Origin of the sequence: Peptoniphilus sp. BV3C26, assembly GCF_000478985.1 — a bacterium.
GTDB classification, from domain to species: Bacteria; Bacillota; Clostridia; order Tissierellales; family Peptoniphilaceae; genus Peptoniphilus_B; species Peptoniphilus_B koenoeneniae.
Window position 1 is genome coordinate 1 of sequence record NZ_AWXB01000056.1, and the last position, 12,256, is coordinate 12,256.

Here is a 12,256-nt window from a genome sequence, read left to right on the forward strand (position 1 = left end):
TAGTTAGTAAAAAATTAAAAATAAAAAAAATAAAAAATAAAAAATGTAAATTTAAAATAAATTTTAAATCAAATATTTATTTTTTTCTCCCACAAAAAACACGCGGACCGGTAAACCGGTCCCTAGGCCCCACAAAATCCCACACACAAATTTATTATAATTTCATCCGAACATGGAATCCACGCCGGAATGTGGGGTAAATTTATGCGAAAGGATTCATAAGATTAGAACCTTTGCAAGGGAATGTAGGGACCAATTTATTGGTCCGGCGGCGTAAGCCGAATAATTTGAAATAAAATAGAAAAATGAAAAAAGGTAAATATATATTCAACCTCCACAGAAACAATAGGAAAGAAAAGCGTAAGCTTTTCCACCTTTAAAAAGCCTTTCGAGGGGTAAGGAGGGGGGAGCCGCGAGGGGGACGTTAGGGACAATCGCAAGTCCATTAGTCCCCATCGCGTTATGTATGTAAAATAAAAAAAGAGAAAGAAAAAATGTAGAAAAAATATAAATTGAAAAAACATAAAATAAAATAAAAATGTAAATTTAAAATAAATTTTAAATCAAATGCAGGTTTTGTTTTCCCACATTATACACGCGGACCGGTAAACCGGTCCCTACAGGATTTTCAAAGGTTGTGGCAATAAGAAGTTTGTTTAAAATGAAAGTATTTCTTAAATAATTTAAAATTAATGTTAATTAAAAATTAGAATATAATTTTAAAAATGCTCTACATAGAGCATAAAAAAATAATTTATAAAAAATATTTATTTTTTTCTCCCACATTATACACGCTGATAAATAAATTAGTCCCTAAATCCAACAAAAGTAAAAAACGGAAACCGTAAAATCCATTACTGCATTAATAATAAAAAAGAGGGCGGTTTTCCGTCCTCTTTTAAAATTATAAACATATAAAATTTAAGTATTATCTTTTAAAATTATTCATTAAATTATAAATAATATGAAGTAAATAATCGAGCTTCAAATCATCAGTGCTTATCTCATCTTTTTCAAAAAGACCTAAAGCATAGGCATTTGCCAAATAAGCAAGGTCCCCATCTTTAAAAGATTTGAATAAATCTTTGTTAAAAGCATCTAAATTTTTAATGTCTTCAAAATATATCATGCCTCTAGCTTTTAAAATATTTTTAGCTGCGACAGAAAGTTTTAAGGGTCTGTCATCTTTAAGGCCTTCAAAACTTCTGTAAAAACCTGAATTACTTACAGAAAAATTTTCGTAGGGAACAGGAATATTTTCTCCTGAAAAATCACATACCATAAGTAAAAAGACTAAATCTTTTTCAGTGGCAGTCCTAGTTACATCAGCATTTTTAATTCCTATATTAAAGTCAGCTAATTTTGCAATTTCATTTTTATATTTTGAGCTTTCAAGGTTTTCATAATTTATTTTTGCATTTTTAACCTCTAAAGTTTTAGGATTCATATAGCTTAAATCTTTAGTAAAACCATAAACCAGTTTTGGCTTATTATTTTCAAGGGTGTATATAAGACCAAAGCCAAGTTTTTCATAATAAGCTTTTAAAGCCTCATCAAGAGGTTTAATATCTTCAGGGATTTTGTCAAAGTTGCCATTAAATAAAGAGATATTATAATCTATAACTTCCTTACTTCCGTTGGCAATTGAAAGGTCAAGACCGGAGTTTAAAATCGGTATATTGTCCTTAACTTGGTAAAAATTAATTCTTGTATCCTTTGGACCGGAAGAATAATCGTAAATATTAAAATCAATAGGGGAAATCTTTGAAGAATACTTATTGTAAAAATTTTTTCCTAAATTTAAGGCAGTTTTCTTGTCGATATTTGCCTTTTTCATATTTTGGCCTTCCTTGTAGTAAGACAAAATATTTAAATTTTTTCCGTCAAGGATAAAAGATCTGTAATCAGACTTATTAGAATAATCCAAATCTATTACATATTCCTTATCCATCTTTGATAATGATGAAGATGTTAATTTAAGATTTTTAGGAACTAAATCTTTAACCACAGCTATGGCATCTTTTATTTCCCTTATTTCCTTTCTTTCCTTTAAGCCCTTTTCTTCTTCTGGACTTAAAGAATTTTTTTCACTTGTATCCATGGCTTTTTCATTTTTAGAACCTTCTTCATAGGGCATATTTCTTATATTTCTTATATTTTTTTCAGGTTTAAGAGTATCTGCATCAAGACAATCAAATTGAGAAATTCCATAGACAGGTTTAGCCTTATTTTCAGTGTAGGGACTGTAGTAAAGTCTTAGAGGATAAAGTTTATTCATTTCTTTTGCAGCGTCTTCTAAAGAATATTTAGGGTTAGGTTCAGGCATCTTAGGATATTCATAATAACCAGAAATGTTAAAAGAAAATAGGGAAAGGTCTGAAAGGTTAATTTCCATATTTATGTCTGAGTATAAAAACTTAATGTCCTTGTAATATCTTGAAAAGAATAAATTTACACGGCCGCTGTTAAGAAAATATTTAGTTGATTCAAGTTTAAAGTCCTTTAAAAGTTGAGGATTTATTTTTTCAAGGTATTCATTTGCCTTTTTTACAATCAAATCCTTATCCACATTTATGGTTTTTTTAGAGTCTTTAGCATTATAGCTAAAATAGTTTATAATATTTCCCTTGCCATCAAGAACTACTGTAATTGAGTTTTTATCTTTAAAAATCCAATTGTAGCGTTTCCTATAATTGTTTCCGTCCTTGTTTTCACTAATATTAAAAGATTCTATATTATCTTTAATATTAAAGACACTTTTAATTTTTTCAATTTCTTCAGTGTCTGACGCTTTAACTTTTTTTTGGCTTGCATAGGGATATGTAACTAGGGATGAAAATAAAAATACAAATGCCAAAAATAAAGATAATTTTTTCATAGTATCACCTCGTAAAATATTTACCCTTTATATAAATAAAATATTCATGATAAAATATTTTTTTATGATATAATTTCTAAGGAATTAAGGATGGTGAAAAATGTTAAGTGTAAATAATTTAAGTGTAATTTTTCCAGATAAAAAACTTTTTGATGATGTAAATTTAAATTTTTCTCCCGGCAACTGCTATGGAGTAATAGGGGCTAATGGAGCAGGAAAATCAACTTTTTTAAAAATTCTTGCAGGAGAAAAAGATCCTACAAGCGGCAATGTTTCCATGGATAAAAATTCCAGAATGAGTAAACTTGCTCAGGACCACTATGCTTTTGATGAATATGATGTTCTTAACACTGTAATTATGGGCAATAAAAAATTATATGATATAAAAACCGAAAAGGATGCCATATATATGAAACCGGATTTTTCAGATGAAGATGGTTTGAGAGCTGCGGCTCTTGAAGGGGAATTTATGGAAATGAACGGTTATGAAGCTGAATCTGAAGCTTCAACAATTTTACAGGGTCTTGGAATAGGAACTGATCTTCATTATAAAAATATGAGCGAACTTTTAGAATCTGAAAAGGTTAAGGTTCTTCTTGCTCAAGCTCTTTTTGGCAAGCCGGATATTTTACTTCTTGACGAGCCTACAAACGGTCTTGATATAAAGGCAGTCATCTGGCTTGAAGATTTTCTTGCGGCTTTTGAAGGCATTGTAATTATTGTAAGCCACGACAGGTATTTTTTAAATGAAGTTTGCACTCACATGGTGGATATAGATTTTGGAAAGATTACTTTATTTGTGGGAAATTACGATTTTTGGTATGATTCTTCTCAACTTGCTCTAAAGATGGCAAAGGATCAAAATAAGAAAAAAGAAGAAAAAATTAAAGAACTTCAAGAATTTATAAGACGTTTTTCTGCAAATAAGTCTAAGAGCAGACAGGCAACCAGCAGGAAAAAACTTCTTGATAAAATAACTCTTGATGATATTAAACCTTCTTCCAGGAGGTATCCTTTTGTAGGTTTTGATCTTTCAAGAGAAGTTGGAAATGAAATTTTAAATATAGAAAATCTTTCTCTAAAAAATGATGAGGGATATTTATTAAAAGATTTTTCCATGAGGGTAAATAAAGATGATAAGATTGCCTTTATAGGGAATGAACTGGCAATTACCAAGTTTTTTGAAACAATAACAAAGGCTGATGAAGATTATCAGGGAGAATTTAAGTGGGGACAAACTATAACTTACTCATATTTTCCAAAAGATAATACAAAATTTTTTGAAGATGTAAAATTAAATTTGGTAGATTTCTTAAGGCAATATTCTGAGGAACAATCGGAAATTTATTTAAGAGGCTTTTTAGGTAAGATGTTATTCTCTGGAGATGAGGTTTTAAAAGAAGCTAATGTTCTTTCTGGAGGAGAAAGGGTAAGGATGATGTTTTCAAAAATGATGCTTAAACCGGCAAATGTATTGATTTTTGATCAACCTACAAATCATCTGGATCTTGAAAGTATTGAAGCTGTAAATAACGGTCTTATAAATTATAAGTCAAATATACTTTTCACCTCTCACGACCATCAATTTATTTCAACAATAGCAAATAGAATTGTGGAAATTTTTGATGATGGAACTTATAGAGATGAGTCCATTACCTTTGAGGATTACATTGACAAGTATTATATGAAAGACCAATATTCAAGAGCATAAAACAAGAGCGTCCACTTTAAGGGCGCCTTTTTTTATTAGTTCTTTTCTTGCTTCTTTTATAGTTGAGCCTGTGGTAAAGATATCATCTATTAAAAGTATTTTTTTATTTTCTATATTTTCTGCAAAAAAGGCACCTTTTAAATTTTTTTCTCTTTGAATTTTATTTAAGCCTACCTGGTCTTTTGTAGCTTTTATTTTTTTCAAAGCTTTTTTATAGGGCATAAGGGTATTTGAACTAATATAATCTCCAATTAATTCAACTTGATTATAGCCTCTTTTAAGCCTATTTTTTTCATACATGGGTATGGGGCAGAAAAAATCATATTTTGAAATTAAATTCATGGATAAAATTTTTTCAGCCATAATATCTCCAAAAACTTTTGATAGAAAGGTTGAGTCCTTAAATTTAAAATTTATAAGGAGATTTTTTAAAAGTCCTTGGTATTTTAAAATTATATAAATTTTATAATTTTCTTCTTCCACTTCTTCATTTATAAAAGTGAGGAGGGAAAAGCAATTTTTACAAAGATAATTTTTGTAAATTTCATCTCTGCAATTTGAACACTTATATAAAACCATAAATTTTTCTCTTTTCCATTGTTTCAATTAATTTTCTGTCTAAAGATGAGTATCTTTTATTTTGATGGTTGTTTTCCACCATAGTTTTTAAATATTTTATTTCTCCTACAAGGACGACCATGCGACTTGCCCTAGTTATACCTGTATAGATTATATTTCTTGTCATAAGCATAAAGGGGGCTGAGTGGAGGGGAATTATTACTGCTGGAAATTCCGAACCTTGAGATTTGTGGACGGTGCTTGCATAAGCCAAAGTAAGCTCCGAAAAATTTTCTCTTTGGTATTCTATTTTTTTTACATCATCAAAAACAATTGTCATGGTGTCAGAGTCTGCATCGACACTTTCTATAAAGCCCAGCTCTCCATTAAAAATTCCCTGACCTTCTTCATGATAATTTTCAGTTTCGATTTTATATTGGAGATTGTAGTTATTTTTTATTTGCATAACCTTATCGCCAGGCCTAAAAATTGTGTCCATAAATTTTATCTCTTCTTTTTTATTTTGAGGATTTAAATTTTCTTGCAAGACCTTATTTAAGTTGTCAACTCCTGTAAGACCTTTTTTAGTTGGAGATAAAACTTGTATATCCTTTAAAGAATCATAGTTTTTAAAGTCGGGAAGCCTTGTTTTAACAAGATCAACTATGGTATTTAAACTTTCATTTACATTGGGGCTTTGAATGAAGAAAAAGTCCTTTGATTTATTGTCTATAAGGGGCATTTTTCCGCTGTTTATCAAGTGGGCATTTTTTACAATAAGAGAGCCTTCCTCTTGTCTAAAAATTTTATTTAAGTAGACAACATTTATTATTTTTGAATTTATTATGTCGGACAAGACATTGCCTGCGCCAACGGAGGGAAGTTGGTCTTTATCTCCCACAAGGACAAGCCTGGAATTATCCTTTACCGCCCTAAGAAGGGTGCTCATTAAAAACAAATCCACCATGGAACATTCATCAACTATAATTAAATCTCCGTCAATTTCTTCAATTTCAAAATAATCGCTATTAGGAGTGATTTCCAATAATTTATGGATAGTTGAAGCCTCTCTTAAAGTTGCTTCTTCCATTCTCTTTGCTGCACGACCGGTTGGAGCTGCAAGAACTGTTTTTAAATTTTCCTTTTCTGCCAAATCTATTATTGTTTTTAAAGTTGTTGTTTTTCCTGTGCCGGGGCCTCCTGTTATAACTGTAAGGCCTCCTGTTAAAGCTTCTTTTACTGCTTCTTTTTGATTTTCTGCAAGTTTTATATTTTTTCTTTCTTCAATTTCTTTAATAGAATTTTCAATATTATTTTTAAGTTCAAATTTTTGCAAGGAAAGTTTTGTAAGTTTTCCGGCAACATAATTTTCTTCCTTGTACATTGAGGCTTTGTAGCAATTTATTTGGTCATTTATTTTTTCAAGATAAAAATATTTACTGAATTGTAAATTTATAATTTGATCTTCAATTAAATCTTCATTAATTTCCAAAAGTTTGGAAGATTTTTTTATAAGGACATCTTTTGGTAGGTAGGTGTGGCCGTCATTAACTGCATAATTTATAGTCCATTTTAAGGCTGATATTATCCTTTCCTTGGAATCTTTTTTATAGCCTAATTTAAGGGCGATGGAGTCTGCTGTTTTAAAACCTATGCCCTTTATTTCGTCTGCAATCCTATAGGGATTTTCCCTTATTACATTTAAAGTTTCATTTGCGTATAAAGTGTAAATTTTAAAGGCAGCCGATGGACTAATTCCATACCTGTAAAGCTCATACATGACCTTAGAGGCATCTTTATTTGCTTTAAGGTATTCTGATATCTTTTCAAATTTTTTAGCGCCTATACCGTGAATCTGAAGAAGTTTTTCTGGCTCCTTATCTAAGATTAAAAGGGTTTCATCTCCAAATTTTTTATAGATGGTTTCAGCCATTCTTCTTCCTATAAAGGGGATTAAGCCTGAGGACAAATATTTTATAATGCCATCTTTTGAAGTAGGAATATGTTCATTTAAATTTTTAAAGGAAAATTGTTCGCCAAATTTTTTGTGGACAAAAAAATCTCCTTCAAAGGTATATTCTTTTCCAATTTCAATTTTTATAGCATTGCCTGTTACTGTAAGGCTTCCATCTTCTGTAGTAACTAAGGCAACAGTCCAAGCATTTTCATCATTTCTATAAATAATTTTTTCTACTAAACCGTCAATTTTTATCATGATTTCACCTATGAATATTGTATCTTATTTTTATTAAAATTTTTACTTTTAATAAATTTTGTTTGTATTAAAAAAAAACTTGTGATATTATACTTGCAGTTAATACCTTATTGAGAGTGGTGGAGTGAATGGGCACGATGAAACCCGGCAACCTGTAAGTGGTGCTAAATCCCACGGATAATTCCGGAAGATAAGGACAGCCTTAAACTTTCGGTTTAAGGTTTTTTTATTTTAGGTATTAATTTTTATAGAATATATCGGAGGAAAAAAATAGAAAAAATGGTTATTTACATCGGAGTCCGTTACAGAAGGACATCCGGACAAGGTTTGCGATCAAATTTCAGATGCAATTCTTGATGCTATAATTAGTGATGACCCGCAGGCAAGGGTTGCTTGTGAAACAATGGCATCAACAGGTATGGTAGTTATTACGGGAGAAATTTCCACAAAAACTTATGTTGATTTTACACAAATTGTAAGAGATACAGTTCGCGAGATAGGATATGACAGAGCAAAATACGGTTTTGATGCTGACACCTGCGCAGTATTATGTGCAGTTAAAGAACAATCTCAAGATATTGCTATGGGAGTTGACAGATTTAAAGAAGGAGCAAAAGATTTTGACGAGCTTGGAGCAGGGGACCAAGGAATTATGTTTGGCTATGCTTGCAAAGAAACAAAGGAACTTATGCCCCTGCCTATAAGTCTTGCGCATAAGCTTGCAAGAAAACTTACTGATGTTAGAAAGAGTGGTAAATTAGATTATTTAAGACCTGATGGAAAAACTCAAGTTACTGTGGAATACCACGACAATGTGCCTGTAAGAATAGAAAACATTGTTATTTCCAGCCAACATTCACCGGAAGTTTCAAATGAAAAAATAAAAGAAGACTTAATAAAATATGTAATTGATGAAATTGTTCCAAAAGATCTTTTAGATGAAAATACAAAGTATTTTGTAAATCCTACAGGAAGATTTGTTGTTGGAGGTCCTATGGGTGATGCGGGACTTACTGGAAGAAAAATAATTGTAGATACTTACGGTGGATACGCTCGTCATGGTGGCGGTGCTTTCAGCGGAAAAGATCCTACAAAAGTTGACAGATCTGCTTGTTATTATGCAAGATATATTGCAAAAAATATTGTTGCAGCAGGACTTGCAGATAGATGTGAAATTGGACTTGCTTACGCTATAGGCCTTGCAAGACCTACTTCAATTTATGTGGAAACTTTCGGAACTGGAAAACTTTCCGACAATGAAATTGAAGAAATTATTAAAAAGCATTTTGATCCAAGACCTGCAGCTATAATTAAAAACTTGGATCTTTTAAGACCTATCTACAAACAAGTTGCTTCTTATGGACATTTTGGTAGAGATGATTTGGATTTAACTTGGGAAAAGACTGATAAGGTTGATGAACTTAAAAAATATTTAAAATAAAAAAAAGAAAAACCGACTTTTTATAGTCGGTTTTTCTTTAAGGAAAGTAAAAAAATAAAAAATAAGAAAAATACAAAAGGATAATTTCTTTTACACATATATAATAACACAAATAAAATTAAATTGAAATAATAAAAAATTAAAAAGGTGATGAGATTATATTTTCTCATCACCTTCTTTGTACAGTGTGTAAATTTATGTTTATTAAAATAAATTACTTAATTTTAATATGGTGCAAAGGATTGATCGCTCCACCATTCACGTTTTAACATTTCATATTGTTCTTTTAATTGACCAAGTTGGAAATTTTCCCAATAAGCAAGTTCTTTGTAAAGTTTTTTTGCATCTTCAATAGCTGATTTTTCGCTTGCTTTTTCATAGAATTCTATGTTGTTTCTCTTAATGGTCATACCCAAATTGAAAATTGAAAGAGCCATTGGAGTTCTTTCTGCTTTGATTTTTGACCATTCTTCTTCTTTTTGAGTTTCAAAAGCTGATTTAATTTTATCAAAAATACCTGCTTCGTGTTTTTCAATTTGATCTTTAAGTCTCATTAAATATTCAACATGTTCATCTGCTTGATGAGCAAGAGATTCAAAAATCTTAGCTGTTTCTTGTCCACTAAATTGTGAAGCACTTACTTTAAAGTAGTTAATACCTTCAATTTCATTTAATAGAGCTTGTTTTACAATATTAAGTTCACTGGAGAATATTTTTTCTTCGTCTTCTTTATCCATTTTTCTGATGTCATTAATGTAACTGATTTCTTGTGGATTTTCTCCGCCTCTTAAGCTGTAGTTTTGTTCAGGAGTTCTGTTTACTTTTCCTTCTAAGTTACTTGCTTGAGGACTGCCAACAGCATTTTGACCTTCGCCTATTGCTTTTTCGTTTATAGGAATTAATTTCTTTTTCTTATCTCCGTAAACTTTAGTGAAAGCTGCTATAATTGAATCTTTTTCAACAAGGCCAGTAACTTTTAAGTATGCACCAAGCATAACCATGTTGGCAACTCTTGGATTACCTATTTGTCCTGCAATATCATTTACAGGAATTTTATAAATGTTTATATCTTTTCTTGTAGGTTCAGATTGAACTAAGGAAGAATTTAATAAAAGATTTCCACCTGGTTTAACATGGGATTCAAAAAGTTCAAGTGATGGTTCGTTCATTACTACTACATCATCTGCAACTGCTATAATAGGGCTTCCAACAGGGTCAGTTGAAACAACAACTGAACAGTTTGCAGCACCCCCACGCATTTCAGGGCCATAAGAAGGATACCATGATACGTGTTTACCTTCAAGCATGCCGGCATAAGAAATAAGTTGTCCCATTGCCATAACACCTTGACCACCAAAACCTGCCATTACAATTTTTCTTGTAGTCATATTATTCACCCCTTCTAAAGTTTCCAAGAGGATAATAAGGAATCATATTATCTCTTAACCATTGAAGTGCATCTACAGCTGGAAGTCCCCAGTTAGTAGGACAAGTTGAAAGAACTTCTACAATACCAAATCCTTTTCCGTCAAGTTGACATTGGAAACATTCCTTAATAGCTTTTTTAGCTTTTCTAATATTTGCAGGTGTATCAACAGATACTCTTTCTACAAATTTTGCACCGTCAATTGTTGCAAGCATTTCTGCCATTCTTATAGGCTTACCTGACCAAGCTTCATCTCTACCATAAGGAGAAGTTGTTGTTACTTGCCCTATTAAAGTTGTAGGAGCCATTTGACCTCCGGTCATACCATAAATAGCATTGTTTACAAATATTGTTGAAATTTTTTCTCCTCTATGAGCAACGTGAACTATTTCTGCAGTACCGATTGATGCTAAGTCTCCATCACCTTGGTAAGTAAATACAAATTTATCTGGATGAACTCTTTTAACACCTGTTGCTACAGCAGGAGCTCTACCGTGAGCTGCTTCATACATATCACAGTTAAAGTACTTGTATGCAAGTACGGAACATCCAACAGGACAAACTCCTATTGCTTTATCAAGTAAGTTCATTTCAACTAAACATTCAGCAACAAGCTTATGGATAATTCCGTGAGTGCAACCGGGGCAATAATGCAATGGTTCATCGGTTAAACCTTCTGAATATGCGTACATACATTTTTCATTTTCATTTAAAACCGGTTTTTTCATTTTCTTTCCTCCAAAATCTTAAGTGCTGCTTCATAAACTTCTTCAGCAGAAGGAATCATTCCTCCAAGTCTGCAGAAGAAATGAATATTTTGTCTTCCTTGAGTTCCAATTTTAACATCGTCTGTCATTTGTCCGTGATTCATTTCTACAACAAGAATGTCTTTACAAGATTCAGGTATTTTTTTGTATGAATCATAGGGGAAAGGCCAGCAAGTAATAGGTCTTATAATACCAACCTTATATCCTTTTTCCTCAAGCATAGTCATAGCAGTTTTGCAAACTCTTGCACTTGTTCCATAAGCGGAGAATAATAGGTCTAAATCTTTATCAAGACCAATTTCTTCAACTCTTACTTCATTTTCTTCAATTTTTTTATATTTTGCCATTAAATCTAAACTATGTTCTTCCATTTCTTCTGGAGAAAGATAGATAGAGTTAATAATATTTCTTTCTTTTCTTGTTCCTTGACCAGTTGCAGCCCAAGGTTTATCAGGAATATTTTCTACTCCAGATTCTTTAAACTCAACAGGTTCCATCATTTGACCTAAAACTCCGTCTCCCATAAGAACAACTGGGTTACGATATTTATCAGCAAGATCAAATCCTAAAATTACAAGGTCAACCATTTCTTGAACAGTTGAAGGAGCAAGGACTATTGTTCTGTAGTCACCGTTTCCGCCACCTCTTGTAGATTGGAAATAATCAGTTTGTGATGGTTGAATAGAACCAAGACCTGGGCCACCTCTCATCATGTTTACAACTAAACATGGAAGCTCAGCACCTGCCATATAAGAAATACCTTCTTGTTTTAAAGAGATTCCTGGAGAAGAAGAAGATGTCATAACTCTTGCTCCTGCACCTGATGCACCATAAAGCATATTAATTGCAGCTACTTCTGATTCTGCTTGTAAAAAGCAACCGTCAATTTTCGGAAGCTCTCTTGATAAATATTCGGGAATTTCTGATTGCGGTGTAATCGGATAACCGAAGAAATATTTACATCCTGCTTTAATTGCAGCTGCACCTACCGCTTCATTTCCCTTCATCAATACTTTTGTCATTTTTACACCCCTTATCCGATTTTAATAACACTAATTACTGAATCCGGACAAGTTATAGCACAATTACAGCATGCTATACAATCTTCCGGACGAGCAGCGGTTGCAGGGCTATAGCCCTTTTGATTAATTTTGTGTGGATTGATTTCAATTACATTTTTAGGACATGCCGTTACGCAAAGACCGCATCCTTTGCATCTGACTTCATTGAATTCCACTCTACCTTTTGCCATTTTTTTCC

General features: G+C 31.9%; 9 protein-coding genes, 1 pseudogene and 1 riboswitch. Of the genes and pseudogenes, 3 read left to right on the forward strand and 7 right to left on the reverse strand.

Going from position 1 to position 12,256, the window contains the following annotated elements; all coding sequences use genetic code 11:
* A partial coding sequence (locus HMPREF1253_RS10500; protein WP_238318889.1) for a hypothetical protein occupies window positions 1–200 on the forward strand: 200 nt, incomplete at its 5' end.
* A gap of 728 nt (window positions 201–928) precedes the next feature.
* Here HMPREF1253_RS10500 and HMPREF1253_RS05845 read toward each other — a convergent pair.
* Window positions 929–2,878 carry a YcdB/YcdC domain-containing protein gene (locus HMPREF1253_RS05845; RefSeq protein ID WP_023055855.1) on the reverse strand — a complete coding sequence of 650 codons (1,950 nt, stop codon included), beginning with the start codon at window positions 2,876–2,878 and terminating at the stop codon, window positions 929–931.
* Between the two features lie 100 nt (window positions 2,879–2,978).
* On the opposite strand from HMPREF1253_RS05845, the gene HMPREF1253_RS05850 reads away from it, so the two are divergent.
* Window positions 2,979–4,589 carry an ABC-F family ATP-binding cassette domain-containing protein gene (locus tag HMPREF1253_RS05850; RefSeq protein ID WP_023055875.1) on the forward strand — a complete coding sequence of 537 codons (1,611 nt, stop codon included), beginning with the start codon at window positions 2,979–2,981 and terminating at the stop codon, window positions 4,587–4,589.
* Here HMPREF1253_RS05850 and HMPREF1253_RS05855 read toward each other — a convergent pair.
* Both HMPREF1253_RS05855 and HMPREF1253_RS05860 read right to left on the reverse strand, forming a co-directional pair.
* Complete coding sequence (locus tag HMPREF1253_RS05855) at window positions 4,578–5,168, reverse strand: ComF family protein (RefSeq protein WP_023055867.1); 591 nt, start codon at window positions 5,166–5,168, stop codon at window positions 4,578–4,580. The two genes, HMPREF1253_RS05850 and HMPREF1253_RS05855, sit on opposite strands and share 12 nt — an antisense overlap.
* Entirely contained in the window at window positions 5,155–7,362 is a 2,208-nt protein-coding gene (locus HMPREF1253_RS05860) for an ATP-dependent RecD-like DNA helicase (RefSeq protein WP_023055877.1), read from the reverse strand. The genes HMPREF1253_RS05855 and HMPREF1253_RS05860 overlap by 14 nt, the downstream gene beginning before the upstream one ends.
* Before the next feature lie 104 nt (window positions 7,363–7,466).
* Window positions 7,467–7,559, forward strand: a riboswitch (SAM riboswitch).
* A 77-nt stretch (window positions 7,560–7,636) separates the two neighbouring features.
* On the opposite strand from HMPREF1253_RS05860, the pseudogene metK reads away from it, so the two are divergent.
* Window positions 7,637–8,803: pseudogene (metK, locus tag HMPREF1253_RS05865) on the forward strand (methionine adenosyltransferase); the annotation flags it as partial.
* Window positions 8,804–9,027: 224 nt separating this feature from the next.
* Here metK and HMPREF1253_RS05870 read toward each other — a convergent pair.
* Genes HMPREF1253_RS05870 through HMPREF1253_RS05885 form a run of 4 tightly spaced genes read right to left on the reverse strand, consistent with a single transcriptional unit; the run spans window position 9,028 to window position 12,248 of the window.
* Window positions 9,028–10,191, reverse strand: coding sequence for a 2-oxoacid:acceptor oxidoreductase family protein (locus tag HMPREF1253_RS05870; protein ID WP_023055882.1), 1,164 nt, complete (start codon window positions 10,189–10,191; stop codon window positions 9,028–9,030).
* 1 nt (window position 10,192) lies between these two features.
* A complete protein-coding gene (locus HMPREF1253_RS05875; protein ID WP_023055869.1) occupies window positions 10,193–10,957 on the reverse strand; it encodes a thiamine pyrophosphate-dependent enzyme in 765 nt (254 codons plus the stop codon).
* On the reverse strand, window positions 10,954–12,018 hold the full coding sequence (locus tag HMPREF1253_RS05880; RefSeq protein ID WP_023055868.1) for a 3-methyl-2-oxobutanoate dehydrogenase subunit VorB: 1,065 nt from the start codon (window positions 12,016–12,018) through the stop codon (window positions 10,954–10,956). Before HMPREF1253_RS05880 ends, HMPREF1253_RS05875 begins: the two co-directional genes overlap by 4 nt.
* An 11-nt stretch (window positions 12,019–12,029) precedes the next feature.
* Complete coding sequence (locus HMPREF1253_RS05885; RefSeq protein ID WP_023055842.1) at window positions 12,030–12,248, reverse strand: ferredoxin family protein; 219 nt, start codon at window positions 12,246–12,248, stop codon at window positions 12,030–12,032.
* Between the last annotated feature and the right edge of the window lie 8 nt (window positions 12,249–12,256).

Bases quoted from the DNA above. Each gene is read 5' to 3' on its own strand.
- HMPREF1253_RS05845 (WP_023055855.1), bottom strand. From the start codon at position 2,878: ATGAAAAAATTATCTTTATTTTTGGCATTTGTATTTTTATTTTCATCC.
- HMPREF1253_RS05850 (WP_023055875.1), top strand. From the start codon at position 2,979: ATGTTAAGTGTAAATAATTTAAGTGTAATTTTTCCAGATAAAAAACTT.
- HMPREF1253_RS05855 (WP_023055867.1), bottom strand. From the start codon at position 5,168: ATGGTTTTATATAAGTGTTCAAATTGCAGAGATGAAATTTACAAAAAT.
- HMPREF1253_RS05860 (WP_023055877.1), bottom strand. From the start codon at position 7,362: ATGATAAAAATTGACGGTTTAGTAGAAAAAATTATTTATAGAAATGAT.
- HMPREF1253_RS05870 (WP_023055882.1), bottom strand. From the start codon at position 10,191: ATGACTACAAGAAAAATTGTAATGGCAGGTTTTGGTGGTCAAGGTGTT.
- HMPREF1253_RS05875 (WP_023055869.1), bottom strand. From the start codon at position 10,957: ATGAAAAAACCGGTTTTAAATGAAAATGAAAAATGTATGTACGCATAT.
- HMPREF1253_RS05880 (WP_023055868.1), bottom strand. From the start codon at position 12,018: ATGACAAAAGTATTGATGAAGGGAAATGAAGCGGTAGGTGCAGCTGCA.
- HMPREF1253_RS05885 (WP_023055842.1), bottom strand. From the start codon at position 12,248: ATGGCAAAAGGTAGAGTGGAATTCAATGAAGTCAGATGCAAAGGATGC.